At 68.4% G+C, this 19,260-nt stretch carries 15 protein-coding genes and 1 riboswitch; of the genes, 10 read left to right on the top strand and 5 right to left on the bottom strand.

Annotated elements, in window-relative coordinates; genetic code table 11:
* Positions 1-106: 106 nt before the first annotated feature.
* From JQX13_RS39915 to JQX13_RS39900, 4 genes are read left to right on the top strand one after another with little or no spacing between them, the layout of a single operon-like run.
* Entirely contained in the window at positions 107-727 is a 621-nt protein-coding gene (locus JQX13_RS39915) for an RNA polymerase sigma factor (RefSeq protein ID WP_239014134.1), read from the top strand.
* On the top strand, positions 727-1,500 hold the full coding sequence (locus JQX13_RS39910; RefSeq protein WP_203404650.1) for a hypothetical protein: 774 nt from the start codon (positions 727-729) through the stop codon (positions 1,498-1,500). Before JQX13_RS39915 ends, JQX13_RS39910 begins: the two co-directional genes overlap by 1 nt.
* Complete coding sequence (locus JQX13_RS39905) at positions 1,497-3,044, top strand: caspase family protein (RefSeq protein WP_203404649.1); 1,548 nt, start codon at positions 1,497-1,499, stop codon at positions 3,042-3,044. The genes JQX13_RS39910 and JQX13_RS39905 overlap by 4 nt, the downstream gene beginning before the upstream one ends.
* Positions 3,045-3,080: 36 nt before the next feature.
* On the top strand, positions 3,081-4,427 hold the full coding sequence (locus JQX13_RS39900) for a hypothetical protein (RefSeq protein WP_203404648.1): 1,347 nt from the start codon (positions 3,081-3,083) through the stop codon (positions 4,425-4,427).
* On the opposite strand, the gene JQX13_RS39895 is transcribed toward JQX13_RS39900, so the two are convergent.
* Positions 4,381-5,166: a hypothetical protein gene (locus JQX13_RS39895; protein ID WP_203404647.1), complete on the bottom strand. Its 786-nt coding sequence runs from the start codon at positions 5,164-5,166 to the stop codon at positions 4,381-4,383. The genes JQX13_RS39900 and JQX13_RS39895 overlap by 47 nt on opposite strands.
* Positions 5,167-5,538: 372 nt before the next feature.
* On the opposite strand from JQX13_RS39895, the gene JQX13_RS39890 reads away from it, so the two are divergent.
* The 3 genes from JQX13_RS39890 to JQX13_RS39880 all read left to right on the top strand — a co-directional run bounded on the left by JQX13_RS39890 (position 5,539) and on the right by JQX13_RS39880 (position 10,206).
* Positions 5,539-6,930 (top strand): hypothetical protein, encoded by a 1,392-nt coding sequence (locus tag JQX13_RS39890; protein ID WP_203404646.1) that lies wholly within the window; start codon positions 5,539-5,541, stop codon positions 6,928-6,930.
* A gap of 234 nt (positions 6,931-7,164) precedes the next feature.
* Positions 7,165-8,619 carry an NAD(P)/FAD-dependent oxidoreductase gene (locus JQX13_RS39885; RefSeq protein WP_239014133.1) on the top strand — a complete coding sequence of 485 codons (1,455 nt, stop codon included), beginning with the start codon at positions 7,165-7,167 and terminating at the stop codon, positions 8,617-8,619.
* Between the two features lie 12 nt (positions 8,620-8,631).
* Entirely contained in the window at positions 8,632-10,206 is a 1,575-nt protein-coding gene (locus JQX13_RS39880; protein ID WP_203404645.1) for an FAD-dependent oxidoreductase, read from the top strand.
* On the opposite strand, the gene JQX13_RS39875 is transcribed toward JQX13_RS39880, so the two are convergent.
* From JQX13_RS39875 to JQX13_RS39860, 4 genes are read right to left on the bottom strand one after another with little or no spacing between them, the layout of a single operon-like run.
* Positions 10,163-10,834, bottom strand: a complete 672-nt coding sequence (locus JQX13_RS39875) for a hypothetical protein (RefSeq protein WP_203404644.1) — start codon at positions 10,832-10,834, stop codon at positions 10,163-10,165. The two genes, JQX13_RS39880 and JQX13_RS39875, sit on opposite strands and share 44 nt — an antisense overlap.
* Positions 10,828-11,892, bottom strand: coding sequence for a pilus assembly protein (locus tag JQX13_RS39870; protein WP_203404643.1), 1,065 nt, complete (start codon positions 11,890-11,892; stop codon positions 10,828-10,830). The genes JQX13_RS39875 and JQX13_RS39870 overlap by 7 nt, the downstream gene beginning before the upstream one ends.
* Positions 11,892-13,373, bottom strand: a complete 1,482-nt coding sequence (locus tag JQX13_RS39865; RefSeq protein ID WP_239014132.1) for a pilus assembly protein TadG-related protein — start codon at positions 13,371-13,373, stop codon at positions 11,892-11,894. Before JQX13_RS39865 ends, JQX13_RS39870 begins: the two co-directional genes overlap by 1 nt.
* 5 nt (positions 13,374-13,378) lie before the next feature.
* A complete protein-coding gene (locus JQX13_RS39860; RefSeq protein WP_203404641.1) occupies positions 13,379-14,134 on the bottom strand; it encodes a TadE/TadG family type IV pilus assembly protein in 756 nt (251 codons plus the stop codon).
* 454 nt (positions 14,135-14,588) lie between these two features.
* Between JQX13_RS39860 and JQX13_RS39855 the strand changes: the two genes are divergently transcribed.
* The 3 genes from JQX13_RS39855 (at position 14,589) to JQX13_RS39845 (ending at position 19,256) form a co-directional block, all read left to right on the top strand.
* Positions 14,589-15,959: a DnaA N-terminal domain-containing protein gene (locus JQX13_RS39855; RefSeq protein WP_203404640.1), complete on the top strand. Its 1,371-nt coding sequence runs from the start codon at positions 14,589-14,591 to the stop codon at positions 15,957-15,959.
* A 164-nt stretch (positions 15,960-16,123) separates the two neighbouring features.
* Positions 16,124-16,194: riboswitch (S-adenosyl-L-homocysteine riboswitch) on the top strand.
* Positions 16,195-16,266: 72 nt separating this feature from the next.
* Complete coding sequence (gene ahcY / locus JQX13_RS39850) at positions 16,267-17,685, top strand: adenosylhomocysteinase (protein ID WP_203404639.1); 1,419 nt, start codon at positions 16,267-16,269, stop codon at positions 17,683-17,685.
* Between the two features lie 197 nt (positions 17,686-17,882).
* On the top strand, positions 17,883-19,256 hold the full coding sequence (locus tag JQX13_RS39845; protein WP_203404638.1) for a cytochrome P450: 1,374 nt from the start codon (positions 17,883-17,885) through the stop codon (positions 19,254-19,256).
* The last annotated feature ends 4 nt before the right edge of the window (positions 19,257-19,260 follow it).

Here is a 19,260-nt window from a genome sequence, read left to right as displayed (position 1 = left end):
CCTTCGAGCAGACGGTTCAAGGACACCGCGCCAGGGGGAGGGCATGGTAGGACCCCCCCCCAAGAAATATTCGTCCAGCGGGCCGGCCGCGGACGTTCAGCAGCGGATGGCTTCCGCACACCGCGCGGTCGAGACCCCGCGCTTCTTCAAGATGGCTTCGTCGACCCCGGATACAGCCCCGCGAGAGGCCGGACCGTCGTGGCTGGACCGTTTCCATGCCGGAGACGCCGAGGTCCTGCAGGCGTGCTACCAGGAGCACTTCGAGGGGGTCCTGCGGCTGGTTTCGCGGCTCCTCCCCGCCGTGGATGCCGAGACGGTCATCCACGACCTCTTCCTGCGGCTGCTCTCGAGCGAAGAGGTGAGGCGCTCCTTCCAGGGAGGGTCCCTGCCCGCCTGGCTGAACACGCTCGCGCGCAACCAGGCCCTGGACGTGTTGCGCCGGCACCAGCGCGAGCAGGAGGCCCTGGCGCGCTTCGCCAGCGAGCAGGAGGACACGGCCACGGAGCCCCTGGAGCCCGCGCTCGACGCCGAGTCCCTGCTGGAACGCTTCCGCCGGGAGCGACTCCCACCCAAGTGGGCCCCCGTCTTCGAGGCCCGCTTCATCCGCCAGCTCAGCCAGAGAGAAGCGGCCGAGTCCCTGAACATGCACCGCACCACCCTGGCCTACCAGGAGCTGCGTGTGCGCCACCTGTTGAAGAAGTTCCTACTCTCCCCGGAGGTGCGCTGATGGGTGCGGCCTGCGACATGACCCCGCTGGTGGACCGTCACTTCGCGGCGAGCATCTCCCCCGAGGACGAGCGCCAGATGCGCGCACACGTCACCGGCTGCGCCACGTGCCGGGACCGCTATACACGCCTCGAGCTGCTAGCCCGTCTGGATCCTCGGGCCCCGAAGGCACGGGAGCGGCTGGCGCGCGGACTCGGGTTCTCCTCAAGCGCGGCGACAACCCCCTCCACCCCCTGGCTGCCCGCGCTCACCGTGCTGGCCGCCGCGTGTGTGGCACTCCTCCTGGTGCGAGTGCCGGGAGTACGGGAAGACGCGGCCTTCACGCCCCGGGGAGGAGAAGCCGTGGCGGAGCCCGCGCTCCTCGTGGTGTATGCCGTGGGGCGGGACGGGAGCGTGGCGCCGGTGGGTGACAGGGTACGGCCCGAGCAGGAGCTGGCGTTCGGCTATCGAAACCCCGAGGCGAAGCGCTTCCTGATGGTGTTCGGCGTGGACTCGGCCGGGCGCGTGCACTGGTACTTTCCGAGCTGGACGGTCCCGGAGGAAGATCCCACCGCGCTCCCCATCTCCCCTGGCGACGAGCTGCATGAGCTCCCGGAAGCCATCTCCCACCCCCTCGCGCCGGGCCACCTGTCCGTGCACGCCATCTTCCTCGACGTGCCGCTCACGGTCCGGCAGATGGAGGAGCGGCTCGGGGCCGCGGGGTCACGAGAGGTCACCACCGCGCTGCCCGAGGGGGCGCTGCACACCACACTCGAGCTTCAGGTAACCCCATGAGACCCCTGCTCTTCCTGTGTGCGCTCCTCACCGTCACGGCCGCCGCGGCCGGGGAGCCCGCACCTCGCGCGGAGGGCCCGCGAACGGCCGTGTTCGCCCTCATCATCGGCGTCAACCGGAGCCACGAGGCGAACCTGCCCACGCTGCGCTACGCGGACGACGACGCGGCGCGCTACCTCGACTTGTTCCGCCTGCTCGGTGCGCGCACGTACCTGCTGTCCCGCCTGGACGAGAACACGCGGCGGCTCCACCCGCAGGCGGCCGCCGAGGCGGTGGACCCCCATCGTGACGCGCTCACCCAGGCCGTCGGCGCGCTCGCGAAGGACATCGCCCTGGCGCGCGAGCGCGGCGTGGAGGCAGTGGCCTACGTCGTCTACGCGGGCCATGGCAACGTGCGCAATGGAGAGGGCTACCTCAGCCTGGAAGACGGGACGCTCACGGGCCACGCGCTGGCGCGGGAGGTGGTGGGACGGCTCGCCGCGGACCGGGTGCACCTCATCGTGGACGCCTGCCATTCCTATTTCCTCGCCTACAGCCGGGGGCCGGGTGGGCAGCGCCGTGCGCTCGCGAAGGGATTCAGTGAGACCCAGGGGCTCGCCCAGGACGACAACGTCGGGCTGCTGCTCTCCACCTCCTCGGCACGCGAGAGCCACGAGTGGGAGGCCTACCAGGCGGGAGTCTTCCATCACGAGGTGCGCTCGGGCCTGTTCGGAGCCGCGGATGCGGACGGCGATGGCCAGGTGAGCTACCGGGAGATCGCCGCCTTCGTGGAGCGCGCGAACTCGGCCATCCCCAACGAGCGCTTCCGGCCCCAGGTTCACGCGCGGCCCCCTCGTGGCTCCGAGTTGCTGGTGGACCTGCGCCCCGGTCTCCAGCGCCGCCTGGAGGTGGACGGAGCCTCCGGTGCGCACTACATCCTCGAGGACGTCAACGGGGTGCGGCTCGCGGAGTTCCACAACGCGCCCGGCCAGCCGCTGAACCTGCTGCGGCCCCCGCCGCGTGGGCCCACGTTCCTGCGGAAGATGGGCGAGGAAGAGCAGGAGTACCCGCTGCCGCCCATCCCGGACGTGGTGCGAGTGGCGGAGCTCGCCTCCGAGCCGGCGCGCGTGGCCTCGCGCGGCGCGGCGCACGCCTCCTTCGAGCACATCTTCACCCTCCCCTTCGATGAGCGAGTCGTGGCCGGGTACGTCTACCCCCAGCCCCTGGCGCCCGAGCTGGTGGGTTCGCGAGAGCTCTCGCCGCGCGCGAAGCTGGGATGGACGGGCCTGGCCGCCGGTGGCGCGGCGCTGGGCTCCAGCCTGGCCACGGTCCTGGTGGCCCGCCACACGCGGGAGGGCGTCACGGATGACATGCCGCAGCGAGAGGTGGCCCTGCGCAACGCGCGCATCCGCTCGCTCAACACCGCGGGAGCCGTGCTCGCCACGGCGGGCGGCGCGGTCGCGCTGGGTGGAGCCCTCCTGCTCCTCTGGCCCGAAACGGAGACGCTGCCTCAACTGGCGGTGGGGCCGGAGGGTGCGGTGCTCGGCATCGCGGGAGCATTTTGATTCGTCCAACCGAGGGCCCCCTCTCGTTGAGGGGATATGAAAAAACATCTCTCACTCTTCCGAGCATCACTGTTGGCCGTGCTCGTCACGACCTCCGCGTGTGTGACCCTCATCCTGGAGGACGACCGCCCCTGCCCCTGCGACGAGGGCTGGACCTGCTGCGAGGAGGCACAGGTCTGCGTCCCGAAGGGAATGATGGGGACGAAGTGCCTGGTGGTGAAGCCTCCGCCCGAGGAGCCCCCCGGGTTCTGCCAGGAGCCGGACTGCCAGGTGGATCAGCTCGTGTCCTTCGAACAGGGCGAGGGACCGCTCTACGCTGACTACTTCTCGTTCTTCCGAAGCGAGGAAGCGTTCCTGTGGGGCTCGACCGTCGTCCATCAAGAACCCAGGATCTGCATGCGGCCCTACTGCCAGTGGTCCATCCCCCTGTACAAGTGGACCGTTCCCCACGTCGAGGAAGAGCCGAGCTGGCTCGAACCCGTGGGACTGCGCGGGATGCAGAGCCTGGTCCTCATACCGGGGACGAAAGCAGATGCGCCCGGCACCTTGCGACTGCGGTGGTGTGACCCGGGGACCAACGGGTGCGGAAAGGCTCCGGATGCACTCGTGTTCCAGACCAGCGGGGGGTTCCCCCACGTCCTCCTCGTGGGAGATGACGTGCTCGTCGCCAGCGCCGGGACGATCGGGAATGCACCGGCCGGTTCCATCCTGCGGCAGGTGCCCGGCCGGAATGAGTTGGAGGTGCTGGTCGCCGGTGGAGAGGCGGCGCCGCACCGCTACCTGAAGGACGAAGAGGTGAAGGTCGGCGAGCATCTGGCCAGGGCCTCCACGAGCATGGGGGTGTCGAACGGGATGCTGTTCTGGCGCGCGGGACAGCGCATCTGGAGTTGCCCGCTGACGGGGTGCCCCACCACGGGACCGGTGGAGCAGGCCTACAACCGGGACGGCATCGACACGCTCCTCGTGCATGGGGACTTCCTGTACTGGACGTCACGCGGGCAGGCTCCCGGCCTGGAGGCCGAGCTCTTCTCCGTGTTCCGGCGCAGGTGGAACGATGTCGCCACCCCGATTGAGCTGCTGCTGTCGGAGGCACGCATCGGCAACGAGGTCTCCACCCGTATCGCGGTGGACGAGCACGGGCTCTACTTCCTGAAGGAGACGTTCACGCCGAACGAGCAGGGAGAGCAGATCTGGACGGGGGCGGAGCTGCGCGCCTGCCCGGAGATGAAGTGCGATACCGAGGAGCGCGTCCTGCTGCGAGGCGGCACCCGGGGCGATGCCCTCTACGGTCTGACCTCGGGCCCGGACGGGCTCTACCTCCACAACGGCAAGGGCATCATGCGGGTCCGCCCTCACACGTTCGGGGACAAGGCCTCGCAATAGACAGACATGGCTTCGGGGCGCCCCGTCGGAACGCAACGGGGAGCCCTGGAGGCCAGGGCCAGAAGCTCTCCCAGATGCCGTAGAACATGTCATTCGTGACGACGCAGCTGTGCGCGGGCACGTTCGGCCGGGTCGCGCTGTAGCAGTTCTCCGTGGTGTTCGAGGTCGTATGACCATGAGAGCCGGCATTCAGCCGGTCCGGACCCCAGTGCGTGGTGGCGGCGGTGTAGAACTCTTCGTCGGTATGGACGAGCCCCCGGTAGTTCCCTCCGCCAGCGGGGGTGGCGAGCCCGCCGGAGAGCGTGTAGCTGGGAAAGATCGTTTTGCCACGATGGTCGGTGGGTCCCGCCAACATCACCACGGTATCGACGGTGTGGTCCCGGGCGATGACGGCCGCATGGCCGGCGCCCTGCGAGTGCCCCGCGACGATGAGCTTTTCCCAGACGATGGAGCAGGGAGCCGTGGCGTTCCTGGTCCCGTTGCAGTTCGAGGGTGAGAGATAGGAACCCCATCCGCCCGAGGTGTCCTGGGTATCGCGCAGGAAGACCAACACCCGGATGAGGCGGGCCTCGATACCATCGTAGTAGTTCATTTTCCCCCTCAACGACTCGAGGGCGCCTTCCTGGAAGACACCGGTGATGAAGGTCCGGCGTGTCTGCACGAAGCAGTCCGCTCCCGCGCTGACTCCATCACAGCTCGTCCGGATGTTCGGCGTGGCACGGTGCGTGAGGCCAATCACGCGATACCCCTTGTTCACCGCGCTCGCGAAGAAGTGGGTCGATGGCGTGCTGTACGAGGGGTTGATGAAACCGGCAGCAGAGCCGTGGAGATGACGGCATGGGTCTCGACGCCGGTCTCGCCACCGCTGAAAGAATTCTCATCTTCCAAGGAGCCGCAACCCCAAACGGCCAGGAGTGAGAATAGAGGGAGGAAGAAAGAGCTTCGGTACGACACCTTCATGGGGAGCCTCGTGAAAGGGAGTTCCTGGCTATATTCGTCATTCATGGAATTCTGTTTCCCGATTGAATTACGGATTGTTTTCCCCGAATAGCTCCTTTATCAGTCCTGGCGGTTCCTCGTGAGCCTTTCCCCCCACCCCCAGGACCTCCTCATGCGCTCTGTAGCCCCCAATCGAATCACGACATGGAAGGCGTTCGCCTCGGCTATCGCCCTGACACTCTCCGCGGGAGGCTGCGGGCCCGAGTCGCACGAGGACTCCGCGCCGGACGAGACAGGCGTGGAGCAGATGGCCCTCAGCGTCACGGCCCGGCGCGCGGATGACTTCATCGACTCGGTCGGCGTCAACACCCATCTGGGTTACACGAACAGGGCGTACGGCGCCTACTCCACCATCATCAAGCCACGGCTGCAGGAACTGGGCATCCGGCACGTCCGGGATTCCGCCAAGACCGGAGCCAACGACACCCGCGACTCCCTCTACTACCAGCGCTGCCGCGATCTGGCGGCGATCGGCATCCGGTTCAACCTCATCACCGACATGCCGACGTCTCGAAACAGTGGCACCAACTACGCACTGCTGGACGACATCTACGGCTGGTGCGACAACGCGGTGGTCTCCTTCGAGGGCCACAACGAGCCGGAGCTGGATGAGGGCGTCAGCGATTGGGTGCCCGTCATCCGGACCGCGCAGCGCACGCTCTTCGAGACGGTGAAGGGCAACGCCACCATCAAGCACCTGCGCGTCATCGGACCCTCCATCCTCAAGGAGGCCGCGGCCAACTCGCTGGGCGACCTCAGCGCGTACATGGACCAGGGCAACCTCCACAACTATTACGGAGGCCGGAATCCGGAGAGCGCTGGCTGGGGCAACAATGGTTTCGGCAGCGTCACCTGGCAGTTCAAATACGTGGCCAGTCCGGTGAGCGGGACGAAGCCCGTCACCTCGACCGAGACGGGCTGGCACAACGCCCTGAACACCACCGACGAGCATAAGCCCACACCGGAGAAGATCGTCGGGCGCTACATGCCACGCCTGATGCTGTGGCACTTCCTCAAGGGAATGGGGCGCACCTATCCGTATGAGCTGATTGACGAGCTCCCCAACGCCGAGCTGAACCAGCACGAGTTCAACTTCGGCCTGCTGCGCAACGACGGAACGCCCAAGCCCGCCTTCACCGCGCTCAAGAACATGCTGGGGCTGCTGAAGGATCCGGGCGCCAGCTTCACGCCGGGTTCGCTGGACTACACCCTCACCGCCTCGAACATGGGCGACGTGCGGAACGTCCTGCTGCAGAAGCGGGATGGCACCTTCTACCTCGCGCTCTGGCTCGGCAAGCCCAGCTGGGATCCCAACGCGAAGACGGAGATTACGGTCCCCGGCCGGGCGGTGACGCTCACGCTGCCCACGACCATCAAGACCGCCACCGTGTACACGCTCAGCGACACGGGGGACATGACCTCCACGAAGAAGACGGTGGCCGGGAGCCTCGCGCTCACCCTGACGGACCGGGTGATGTTCCTGGCCATCAAGCCCGGCATCTAATTCCCTGCGGCCATATCCCCTCTCCCACCGGGAGAGGGAGCATCAATCTCCTTCGGTCTCTTCCCTGTAGGAGATTAACGAGGAGCTCAGAACCGGTCGCCCTCCTGTCTGGACCTCGGACAGCCAACATCCGGGCGCTCGGGTCCCTTCGTCTCGTTCGGGAATCGGACACCGCTCCGGTCCTGGTGCTGCGGTGACCTTCGCGGGCGCCTAGCGTGTCGCGAAGGAGGTTCCGTGCTGGGAATCGACGAGATCAAGGCCCGGGTGCGCGAGGCCGGGGGACCCGAGCTGCTCGAGCGATTGGAGCGGCTCGACGCGGAGCGCGTCCGCCCGCCGATCGAAGCACCTTCCGTGCGCGCCCCCGGAAGGGGCACCCGCCCGGACTTCGACGTGGTGCTCGCGGGCGGTGGGCTCTCCCTGATGTACGCGCCCATGCTGGCGGGGCTCGGATTGAAGGTTGGGGTGTTCGAGCGCTCCCGCGCGGCGGTGGCGCATCGGGAGTGGAACATCAGCGGCCCCGAGCTCGCGCCCTTGACGGTGAGTGGCCTCTTCCGCCCCGAGGAAGTGGAGTCGCTCATCGTCGCCCGCTACGAGGACGGCGTCTGCCGCTGGCATGGTGGCGGTGAGTATCCGGTTCGGGGCGTGCTCGACCACGCCATCGATGCCGGCCGGCTCCTCCGCGAAATCCGCCAACGGGCCGAGCAGCGCGGCGTCGCCTTCCATGACGGCCATGCCTTGGTGGGCGTGGGCGAGGGTCCCCAGACCGTGCGCCTGCTGTTCGAGCGGGCCGGAGGTCGACGGGCCGAGGTGACCGCCCGCGTGGTGCTCGACGCGCGGGGGAGCTCCAGTCCCCATGCAACCGCGGATCTCCTGTGTCCCACCGTCGGAGGGGTTCTCTCCGGGCTGAAGGAAGGCACCGCCCCCGATGAGATGAATCCCCGAAGGGGCGACATCCTGGTGACGACCGAGGGCGTCGAGGAAGGGCGCCAGCACATCTGGGAAGGGTTTCCCGGACGTCCGGGCGAGGCGACGGTCTACCTGTTCTATTACGCCCAGGCGCGCCGGATCCGCGAGCACGCGCTGCTCCGGCTCTACGGGCGCTTCTTCGAGCGCCTGGGACGGTACAAGCGGGGTGAGCCACGTCTGCTCCGGCCAACGTTCGGCTACATCCCGGGCTGGTCCCGGTTGGTGGCGCCCCCGCGAGCCCCGGGGCGCCGCGTGGTGTTGGTGGGCGATGCGGCCGCGCGGCACTCGCCGCTCACCTACTGCGGCTTCGGCGCGATGATGCGCTCCTTCCTCCCCGGGTCCAGGGCCATCGCCGCCGCGCTCTCGTATGGCCGCGTCCCTCCCGAGTCCATCGTCCATGACACGCCGCTGCACTCGGTGACCGGGGCGCTGGCGCTCTTCATGGCCCTGCCTTCCCCCGCGCCCGAGCGCCGCGACGAGGTGAACCAGCTCCTGGACACCGCCTTCGCCGCCCTCCATGGAATGGGCAACGACGCCTACGCGGCCCTGCTCAAGGATCAGATGCCCGGGACCGACTTCGTGCGCTTCCTCCAGCACATCGCGAGGAACCGGCCCCAGGTGTACAGGGACGCCCTCACGCTCGCGGGATTCGGGCCGCTCGCACTCGCCCGTTGGCTGGGCGGGCTCTCCCGCGTGTTGATCCCCCTGCCCGCCTCACCCTGACCGGAGCGACCCATGCGCCTTCCGCTCGCATTGCCAAAACTGCCCGCCGGGCGTTTCTCCCCCGAGCGGCTCGCCCCCTCTCCCCGAGCGAAGCGCCCGCGCGCGCCCGAGGGCCTCTCCGCCGCGGTGGTGGGCGGCGGACTGGCCGGCATGGCGGCCGCCACCGTCCTGGCCGAGCGCGGCGTTCGCGTCACCGTCATCGAGCGCGAGCCGTTCCTCGGTGGCCGGGTGGGAGCCTGGAGGGAGCGCCTGGCGGACGGAGAGCCCTTCGACATGGAGCGCGGTTTCCATGCCTTCTTCCGCCAGTACTACAACCTGCGCGCGCTGCTGCGCCGCGTGGATCCCCGACTGGAGCGTCTGCGCCGGCTGGAGGACTACCCCATCCACGGCCCTGGAGGGAGCGTGGAGTCGTTCTCACACCTCCCCGCGCTCCCGCCCTTCAATCTCATCAGCCTCGTTCGCCGCTCCCCGTCGCTGCGGCTGATGGAGCTGCGCCACCTCGACGTCCGCTCCGGCCTGGCGATGCTCGCGTTCGACATGGAGCGGACGTACGCCACGTTCGACCACCGCAACGCGCGCGAGTACCTGGACTCGCTCCGTTTCCCGCCCCATGCCCGGCGCATGCTGTTCAATGTCTTCTCCCACTCCTTCTTCAATCCGGAGGAGGACATGTCGGCGGCCGAGCTGCTGATGATGTTCCACTTCTATTTCATGGGGAATCCGGAGGGCCTCGTCTTCGACGTGCTCGACGAGTCGTTCGCCTCGGCGCTGTGGCACCCGCTGCGCCGCTACCTGGAGGAGAGACAGGTCCGGTTCCGGCTCGGCCAGTCGGTCACCGCGGTGAACCCTCGCGCGGACGGGGGCGTGCTCATCCAGGTGGACGGCGAGGAGCCCGTCGAGGCGGACGCGGTGGTGCTCGCCACCACGGTGCCAGCGCTCCAGCGGATCGTGACGGAGTCTCCGGAGCTGCTCGACACGGGGTGGCGCGAGAAGGTCCTGGGGCTCTCGTTGACCTCGCCGTTCGCGGTCTGGCGGCTGTGGCTCGATCGCCCGTCCGCGCCGGGCCGCCATCCCTTCGTGGGCACCACCGGGCTGGGAATCATCGACAACATCTCGCTCTATCACCTGTTCGAGGGCGAGAGCCGTCGGTGGGCGGCGCGGACGGGCGGCTCGGTGGTCGAGCTCCACGCCTATGGTCTACCGCTGGAGATCGACGAGGCGTCGGTGCGGCGCGAGCTCCTGGGAGGACTGCACGCGCTCTATCCGGAGCTTCGGGACGCGCGCACGCTCGAGGAGCGGTTCCTGCTCCGCCGGGATTGCCCCTCCTTCGCTCCGGGCTCCTTCCGGACGCGGCCCACGGTGGAGACGCCCTCGCCTCGGGTGGCGCTCGCCGGAGACTTCGTCCGCCTGCCCATCCCCACGGCCCTGATGGAGCGCGCCACCACCTCGGGCTTCATGGCGGCCAACCATCTCCTCGCGGGCTGGGACATCCAGGGAGAGGAGATCTGGTCCGTGCCCCGAGCTGGACTGCTCGCGGGGCTCGCTACCGCCCGGGCTCCAGGGGCTGGGGTTCTCCAGCCGTCTTGAGGAAGAGCACGGCGTCGACCCCTTCCCCCTTCGCGGAGAGGGACAGCCGGATCTCCTGCTCCCGGCTGCGGAAGACCCCGGGCGCTTCCTCCTTGTATCCAGCGCGGGCGAGCCGCACACGATACCAGTCCAGCACCTGCGCCTCCTTCGCCGCCACCCGGAAGGTGAGCGTCCGTGCTCCCTCGAAGTCCCCATGCAGGACGTTCACCGCTCCGGGGTACACGGGCATGAGGTTGGAAGGAGCGGCCGGCCGGGGCGCGTCCAGCTTCGCCTCGCCGAGCACCACCGACGTGAGCCCTCCGGGTTCGGGCTCGAGGATGACGGTGTAGGAGGTGAAGGTCCGCGTATCCAGCGCGGTGAGGTGGGGTTGGGCGATCAGCTGCTGCTGCTCGCGCTGGATGAAGAAGCCGGCCTCGTCGAAGGCAGTGGCGAAGTACTGGAGGAGGCGCTGCACGGTCTCCCGCGAGGTGTAGACCTGGAGGCGCACGGGCACGCCTCCCACGCTCATCTGGGCGGGCACCTCCACCGTGGACACCAGCCCCGGCACCTTCCAGTGGAAGGGATCCCTCGCCTCCGCGGTGGTGGGTGCGGCCATCAACAACTCGAGGACGAGCAGCCAGCTCAGCATTCCTTCAACCCCAGGAAACAGACGTTGGACTGACGGCGCAGGGCGGTCGGCTTGTGCTCTATACCGCCGGTATTTCGTGGCCGGTCCATCTCATCCAGGGACTCGCCCGGCGGCGTGCTCTGCTCGATGTAGTCGTCCTCCTCGCCGCGGTAGCTCATGAAGAAGCCGTTCTCGTCGATGGGGCTGAAGCCGACGAAGTAGTCGGCGAAGTCGGAGGAGGCGTGGCCGGCGGCGCGCCCGTTCTTGTCGAACACATTCCGGGCCGCCTCATAGAAGGCCCCGTTCCCACCGCAGGGCGCGTCCGGCTGCTCCGGCCGGAGGGGACAGTGCCCGCTCACCTCGCGATCGGCGAAGCCGTAGTCTCCGAGCAGGATGCCGTAGCTCCCCTGACACCTGCCCCCCACGGCCCGGCCCGCCGCGCACACCCGCATGTCGAGCCCCATGGAGTGCTTCTCCTCGAAGAAGCCCGTGCGTCCCTCGAGGAAGGTGGTGGGCAACGACGGCAGCCCCTCGATGTGGGCCTCCGCTTCACAGCGGATGCCCCCCAGGTTCTCGTAAACACCGTCGAGCACGCTGTCCTCCGCGTCCCCTATGTCCTGTCCGGGCGGGGCCTCGGGCCAGTCGCCCTGCCGTGGCGCCATGAGGATGGGGCGATGGCTCCGGGGAATGTCGAACTCCAGCTCGTCCTCGCGGTCGCACCGCACACGCATCTCATTCAGCCGGGTGAAGACCTGGGTGATCTGAGCGCGGGAGCCCGGCGTGGAGCTGCGTCCGTCGAAGTCGACGTAGCGCGCGTTGGCGTTGGCCATCACCGCGGGAGCGATGGCGGGGAAGGTGCTGAAGTCACCGACGGCGCCCCGCTGCTCGCGCATCCGATGCACCCGGAGCGCCGTGCTGTCCCAGAGCGGGGAGACGGCGGCCTCGTGCACCTTGAGCGACAGGTAGCCCACCTCGGCGAAGTGGATGCCGAACATGATCACGGTGACGAAGACGATCAGCCCCAGGGCCAGTTCCAACGAGGACTGGCCGCGTGGAGCGCGGCGACGCATGCCCCTCATCAGTGCACTCCCCTGTAGCCGGCCCGGATGAGCTGCCGGTAGGCCTCGGCCGCCGGTCCGCCCACGGTGTCCGGGATGTCGGTGCCCCCGCGCCTCAGGTCGCCCCCACTGTCGATGTCCGCGGCGACGAGCGTGGCGCGCCAGAAGGGATTCCAGAGGTTGGGCGGCTCGTTCCAGTGTCCGCGCCGGTGGTAGTAGGCCAGCCCGGTGGCGAGCGCGGACTGCACGCTGATGTCCGTGCCGTCCGCCAGGTGCAGGCCGTGGTTGTCGAAGGTGCTGTCGCGCCCGGGGGTAAAGCGGAAGCGGAAGAGGAGGTTCCACGGATCCGCTCGCAGCCCCCGCTCCTTGTAGTCCCGCTGGGCGAGCGCGAAGATCTTCGGCTGGGCCCAGATGTTGTCGTCCGAGTGATCGCTCGTGTTGTACGCCATGCCCCCGACGAAGGTGGTCGGGCAGTACTCGCGCGGCCAGCAGGGCAGGAGCGTGTGCCGGTACTGCTTCTCCATGCCCGGGTCCGCGTTTCCGAGCACCGGACTGCTGGGGGACCACCAGTGGTTGTCGGAGTCATCCTGCCGGTCGGTGGCCTTCACGCCCGCGAAGGCCGTCACGCGGAAGGGCGCGCAGCCGGGGAAGGTGACCTCCACCACGGCATGATCCTCCGCCCAGGTGAACCAGGTCTTGTCCGCCCGTCCCCCATGCCCCAGGGCCGCGCCCCAATAGGCGCTGCCTCCCCCGCGGATGACGCGCAGGCTGCCCCCCGCGGCCGAGATCGCTCCCAGGAGGCCCCCGGCCGCATTGATGGCCGGTATGCCCTGGCGGCGGGTGATGAACTCGTAGCCCCGGCTGGCCATGGCCATGTCCACGGCGTGGTCGAAGCCGCCGGTGGTGGCATACGACAGCTCACCCAGGGACACCGGGGTGGGCCCCGCACGCAGCTCATTCGGAAAGCGGCTGCCCTCGTTGGCCAGCTTCGCCAGCTGCTCGGCGAAGGACTTCTCCCCTCCCCCGACGCTCTCCTGGAGTTGCTGGAACATCATGCCCTGCAGGTACGCCAGATGGTGGGTGAGGATATGGATGTTGTAGGTCTGGACACCCGCCTCCGCGTCCAGCTCATGCCACTTTTGAGAGATCTCCTCGTTCTTGCTGTCCAGGGCCTCGAGCGCCTCGGCGGCGGCGGGACAGCCCGCGGCGGCCAGACGCGAGGCGTTGAGGTTGGCGCGCATCATGCTGGTCCAGCTGATGAGGCTCATCGTCCCGGTCGCGGCCACCAGGTGCGCGGTCTGGGCGCGGCGCATCAGGGCGATGCTGTTGAAGGTGCGCGCGGTGGCCACCGCTCCGCTGTAGGCGGCCAGGTCCGCCACGCTCTGGGTCTCCATCTTCTCGCGAATCTTCAGGGAGAACGAGAGCGTCAGGCAGACCATCACCGTGACCAGCAGCATCGTCAGGCACAGGAGCACCAGGGACTGGCCGCGAGGGGGGCGCATGGGGCTCATAGGCCCTCCGGAGTGAGGGGACAGTTCTGCGTCCGGAAGTACCGGGCCCGTGCCGACGTCATCATGCGCATCGAGTAACTGGCCTGGAGCGGGAAGACATAGTCATGACGCTCGGCGCGCGAGAGCAGCTCCTGGCGGATGGCCGCATCGAGCGAGGCGACCACCTGGCCGGTCCAACGCGCCGAGTGGGTCGGAATGAGCGGATCCGTGGAGGAGTATTCACGCAACCCCAGGTGGGCCAGGAACATCCGGCCCAACACCCAGTCCGCGAAGGGGATGCGCAGGGGAAACCAGAAGACGAGCCGCACCTCCAACCGCATCACATCCGCCACGCTGGCGTAGCGCGCCGGATCATCGAAGGACTCCTCCTCGTCCGCGCGGATCTCCCCGCGCAGCGGACGCTCCCGGGCAATCCACACGATGCTGCCGCTGTGCCCCGAGTCGTGCTCGGGCCGGTACTGGTTCTCCCGGTGGTTGCGGAAGGCCGTCCCGAGCGCCGCCGGCGAGTCGGTCCGCGCGAAGGTGGGCAGCAACACCGCGATGGCCGCGTGGGTCATGGCCTCGCAATCCCCGTGTTTGACACTGCCCGTGCGCACGGCCCGGAACGCCGCGTACTCGGTCAGAGCACGCGCCTGGAGCAACAGGAAGAGTTGGAGCGTCCCCAGGACCAGGAAGACCGCCAATGGAAGCGTGAGCGCTGCTTCCACCGCCGCCTGGCCAGACTGAAGCGCAGCTGGGAGATTCCGCGACATGGCGGAGGGCCCTTTTGCTCGGATTCGGTCCGGGAATCCAGAGAATGATGGAGATATGTCCAATATCTCTGTTTTCCTGGATTATAGGAGGATAACTGGGGGTGAGGAACACCGCCCCTGGGGAACCAGGATCACCCCGTAGCGCCCGCCGTGGCTGCTACATCCTTGTAGCAACACGTGGCTCCACCAACGAACGGGAGCCCCTGGGGGCAGGTGACCCGGGGGGTAGACGATCCGGGAGGGACGGCCCAGATCGCGGGAGTGGATCACCCCGAGGCCATTTCCCAGCGGCTCACCCTGCTGGCGGCGTGGCGACACGGACGGCACCGCTCCCCTCCTGGGGAGGGCGCCACGATGTACCCCACGCAGGGGGATGTGGATGTGGCCGCCGGCGCGAGCCGGATGCACACGGGGATCACGCGCGCCGCGCGCGGGTCCCTGGGGAGGCGGTGACGTGGCCGGGTTGGATTGGGTACAGGTGGACGTGGGCTTTCCCATGAGCCTCCCCGTGGTGTGCGCGGCACGCACACTGGGGATGGATCGGCGAGCCTTCCTGGGCGCCATGGTGGAGCTTCAGATCTGGGCGGTGCAGGCCCTGCCCACCGGACGCTTCGAACCCTTCCCCGCGTCCGGCGGACACGTCCCGGACATGTCCGCGGACGCGTCCGCGGACGAGGCGGTGTGGCGGGACGCGGTCGAGGGCGCGGTCCGGTGGACGGGCGAGCCCGGAGCCTTCTGGGACGCGCTGCTCCGCGCCGGACTCCTGGTGCGGGAAGGAGACGGCGTCCGCTTCACCCTCTGCGATCGCTACGTGCAAGTCCTCGAAAAGAAGAGGAAGGAGGCCGAGCGCAAGCGCCGGGAGCGTGCCGCCAAGGGTTCCGGCGTGTCCGCCGGACGTCCCGCGGACGAACCCGGGACGTCCCCCGCAAGAAAGAAGAGGGAGAAGGAGAGTGAGAAGAAGACTTCTTCTTCTGCTGCAGCAGAGGCCCTGGAAGCGGCAATGTCCGCCGGACGTCTCGCCCCCGTCGCCCCGCTGCCCCGCCCGGACGAGGACGCGTCCGCGGACGACATGCCCGTCCAGCTCGCCCTGCCCGGCACGCACATCGTGCCCGCGTCGCCTCCCCGCGAGGAATGGCGTCAGGCCGTGGCCACCGCCGTGCTGACGACCTCCGCGTCCGAGGACACGGAGTCCCAGGCGTCCCGGGCTCCGGAGAAGGCCTCGGACGGGGCCGCGGCCTTCTTCGAGACCTGTCAGGAGGAACGTTGCCGCGCGCTGCCCGGCATTCCCCCCGAGGAACAACCCAAGGGGTGGGCGATCTGGTATCGCGGCGCACTGAACAAGGTGGGCGGCGACGAGGGACGGCTCCTGGAGGCCTGGCGGGGCTACCTCCACTCCGATTGGGGGCGCTCCCGCGAGCCCCGCTGCACGGCGGAAGCCTTCTGTACCCCTCGGGTCTGGGGCCGCTACCTCCAGCCCGTCCCGCAGGAGAACCCGGCCAGGGCGCCGTCCGGTCCTCCGTCCGTGGACGTGAGCACCGAGGCCGGCCGCCTGTGGCAGGCGTGCCTCTCCTCACTCAACGACCATGGGAAGCGGTACGCCCTCACCTGGCTCGCCCAGGCCCGTCCCGTGGACGTGGAGGACGGATACCTGGTGCTCTCCGTGCCAGACCTCTACTTCCGCCAATGGGTGCAGGAGCACTATGGCCAGATGGTCGACCAGCTCGCCCGGGAGCTCGGCCTCGTGGGCGTGCGCTGGCTGCTGGCGTCGAACCTCAGCGGTGCTCCTCGAGGAGCTCGCGTCTCCGATCGGGGCGCTCGCGGATGAACTGGAGCGTCCGCTCCGCGGGAAAGGGCGGGGAAGGAAGCAGGCCCCCGTCCCCATCCACCGAGGTGGGGGACTCCTCCCTCCGGGCCCCCCACCCGCTCGCCCGGAGCCTCGGTGGGTTCACTTCTGTGGCGAAGCGCCACTGTCCTGATATAGGGTCCCCATACCCTGAGGAGCGCTGCAACGGGGGTCCTCCCCCGCCAGGCTCAGGTTCGTGCAACGGCGCTCGCTGACTCGTGGCTGGATGCCCGGGAGGCGAGCAAGAGCCGTCTGCCACATCCAGCCCCCTGCCAATCAGGAGCAATGCATGCGGGCTGTAACCGATCTGAGCAAGTTCACCGATTACAAGGTCGCGGACATCAAGCTGGCCGAGTGGGGTCGCAAGGAGATCGCGATCGCCGAGACCGAGATGCCGGGCCTCATGGCGATCCGCGAGGAGTTCGCCAAGACCCAGCCGCTGAAGGGCGCGCGCATCGCCGGCTCGCTCCACATGACCATCCAGACCGCGGTGCTGATCCAGACGCTGGAGGCCCTGGGCGCGGAGGTCCGCTGGGCGTCCTGCAACATCTTCTCGACCCAGGATCACGCCGCGGCCGCGATCGCCGCGGGCGGCACGCCGGTGTTCGCCTACAAGGGCGAGTCGCTCGAGGAGTACTGGGAGTACACCCACCGGATCTTCGACTGGGCCGACGGCGGCACGCCCAACATGATCCTGGATGACGGTGGCGACGCCACGCTGCTCATCCACCTGGGCACGCGCGCCGAGAAGGATCCCTCCGTGCTGGCCAACCCCGGCAGCGAGGAGGAGACGGTGCTCTTCGCCGCGATCAAGAAGCAGCTGGCGGCGAAGCCGGGCTGGTACTCGAAGAACCTCCAGAGCATCCAGGGCGTGACCGAGGAGACCACCACGGGCGTGCACCGCCTCTACCAGATGGCCAAGGAGGGGAAGCTGGCGTTCCCGGCCATCAACGTCAACGACTCGGTGACCAAGTCCAAGTTCGACAACATCTACGGTTGCCGCGAGTCCCTGGTGGACGGCATCAAGCGCGCCACGGACGTGATGATCGCGGGCAAGGTGGCCGTGGTCGCCGGCTACGGCGAGGTGGGTAAGGGCTCGGCGCAGGCGCTGCGCGGACTTCAGGCCCAGGTGTGGGTCACCGAGATCGATCCCATCTGCGCGCTGCAGGCGGCGATGGAGGGTTACCGGGTCGTGACCATGGAGTACGCGGCGGACAAGGCCGACATCTTCGTGACCGCGACGGGCAACTACCAGGTCATCACCCACGAGCACATGAAGCGGATGAAGAACAACGCGATCGTGTGCAACATCGGCCACTTCGACAACGAGATCGATGTGGCGAGCCTGAAGCAGTACAAGTGGGAGAACATCAAGCCGCAGGTCGACCACATCATCTTCCCGGACAACAAGCGCATCATCCTGTTGGCCCAGGGGCGTCTGGTGAACCTGGGCTGCGGCACGGGCCACCCCAGCTACGTGATGAGCTCGTCCTTCGCCAACCAGGTGCTGGCGCAGGTGGAGATCTTCACCAACCCGGGCAAGTACAAGCCGGGCGTGTACATGCTGCCGCGGCACCTGGATGAGAAGGTGGCGCGCCTGCAGCTCACCAAGCTGGGCGCGATGCTCACCGAGCTCACGCCGGATCAGGCGAAGTACATCGGCGTGCCCAAGGAAGGGCCGTACAAGAGCGACCACTACCGCTACTAAGCGGTAGCGCTCCGAGGCGGAGGGCTCGACTCCCGCCGCCCCCACACATTCAGAAGCCCAGCAATCTCAATGGGTTGCTGGGCTTTTTTTGTCCTCGGGTTCTTTCGCCCCGTCCGTGGGCGTCTCATAATGCCCGAATCACACGGGAGCCTCGGACCGGCGCCGCCTCCTGCCAGGCTCCCCGAAGACATCTCTCCATGCCCACACCTCTCCCTCCCGGCCCCCGCTTACCGGGCCCGGTCCAGACCGCGCTCTACCTCTCTCAGCCGTTGCACTACCTGCGGCAGTGGCACCAGCAGTACGGCGAGGCGTTCACCCTGCGCATGGCGGGCGCGGGGAACATGGTCTTCATCAGCTCGCCCCAGGACATCAAGCGCGTCTTCAACGCCCCCATGGAAGTGGTTCACGCCGGAGAGAGCAACTCGCTGCTGCGGCCCTTCCTGGGCCCCCACTCCGTCGTCATCCTCGATGAGTGGGATCACGTCCGTCAGCGCCGACTGCTGCTGCCGCCCTTCCAGGGCGAGCGGATGCAGGCCTATGCCGAGGTAATGCGCGAGGTGACCCATGCCTCGCTGGAGCGCTGGCCGATGGCACGGCCCTTCCCGCTGCTCGACGTCATGACGGAGCTCACCCTCGAGTTGATGCTGCGCAACGTCTTCGGGCTGGAGACGCCTGAGGAGATCGCCGCGTTCTCCCGGGACTTCTCCTCGCTGGTGGACAGCACCAACTCGCCGCTGCGGATGCTGCCCTCGCTGATCGGGATGGATCTCTTCACGCTGCTGCCCTGGGCGCGCGCCTCGCGGCTGAAGAGACGGGTGGACGCGGCCATCTACGCGCTCGTGGCGAGGCGCCGTGCGGAGCCTCGGAGGCCGGAACGGACGGACGTGCTCGGCCTGCTGCTGGAGAGCACCCACGAGGACGGCAAGCCCATGAGCGACCAGGAATTGCGAGACGCGCTCCTGACGCTCATCGTCGCGGGCTACGAAACCACCGCCATCGGCCTGTCGTTCACGGTGGAGCGGCTGCTGGCCGAGCCCAGGACCCTGACCCGGATGCACGAGGAGCTGGAGCGGGTGGTGGGCGACGACGAGCTGGGGCCGGAGCACATCGGACAGCTCGAGTACCTCGATGCGACCATCAAGGAGGCGCTGCGGGTCCGTCCGCTGGTGCCGCTCATCTCCCGCCAGCTCAAGGGGCCCCTGGAGTTGACGCACTACACGCTGCCGGCGGGAGTGACGGTCCTCCCCGCCATCGTGCTCACCCACTTCCGCGAGGATCTCTACCCGGAGCCCGAGCACTTCAAGCCCGAGCGCTTCCTCGAGCAGAAGCCGGATCCCTACGCGTGGCTGCCCTTCGGAGGCGGCGCCCGCAGGTGTCTGGGAATGGCTTTCGCGATGTACGAGATGAAGGTGGTGCTCGCGACACTGCTCTGGAGGGCGAAGCTCCGGCTGGCCTCATCGGAGCCGGTGCCGATGATCAATCGCCACATCATGCTCGCGCCAGGTGGCGGTGTGCCCGTGGTGCTGGACGAGGTGCGGGCCCGGCGAGAGGGACCCCGGCGGACGGGCTGAGAGG

This window comes from Archangium violaceum, from assembly GCF_016859125.1.
Lineage (GTDB): Bacteria > Myxococcota > Myxococcia > Myxococcales > Myxococcaceae > Archangium > Archangium violaceum_A.
This window is presented reverse-complemented; position numbering and strand designations above follow the sequence as displayed.

Bases quoted from the DNA above. Each gene is read 5' to 3' on its own strand.
- JQX13_RS39915 (WP_239014134.1), top strand. From the start codon at position 107: ATGGCTTCCGCACACCGCGCGGTCGAGACCCCGCGCTTCTTCAAGATG.
- JQX13_RS39910 (WP_203404650.1), top strand. From the start codon at position 727: ATGGGTGCGGCCTGCGACATGACCCCGCTGGTGGACCGTCACTTCGCG.
- JQX13_RS39905 (WP_203404649.1), top strand. From the start codon at position 1,497: ATGAGACCCCTGCTCTTCCTGTGTGCGCTCCTCACCGTCACGGCCGCC.
- JQX13_RS39900 (WP_203404648.1), top strand. From the start codon at position 3,081: ATGAAAAAACATCTCTCACTCTTCCGAGCATCACTGTTGGCCGTGCTC.
- JQX13_RS39890 (WP_203404646.1), top strand. From the start codon at position 5,539: ATGCGCTCTGTAGCCCCCAATCGAATCACGACATGGAAGGCGTTCGCC.
- JQX13_RS39880 (WP_203404645.1), top strand. From the start codon at position 8,632: ATGCGCCTTCCGCTCGCATTGCCAAAACTGCCCGCCGGGCGTTTCTCC.
- JQX13_RS39875 (WP_203404644.1), bottom strand. From the start codon at position 10,834: ATGCTGAGCTGGCTGCTCGTCCTCGAGTTGTTGATGGCCGCACCCACC.
- JQX13_RS39870 (WP_203404643.1), bottom strand. From the start codon at position 11,892: ATGAGGGGCATGCGTCGCCGCGCTCCACGCGGCCAGTCCTCGTTGGAA.
- JQX13_RS39865 (WP_239014132.1), bottom strand. From the start codon at position 13,373: ATGCGCCCCCCTCGCGGCCAGTCCCTGGTGCTCCTGTGCCTGACGATG.
- JQX13_RS39860 (WP_203404641.1), bottom strand. From the start codon at position 14,134: ATGTCGCGGAATCTCCCAGCTGCGCTTCAGTCTGGCCAGGCGGCGGTG.
- ahcY (WP_203404639.1), top strand. From the start codon at position 16,267: ATGCGGGCTGTAACCGATCTGAGCAAGTTCACCGATTACAAGGTCGCG.
- JQX13_RS39845 (WP_203404638.1), top strand. From the start codon at position 17,883: ATGCCCACACCTCTCCCTCCCGGCCCCCGCTTACCGGGCCCGGTCCAG.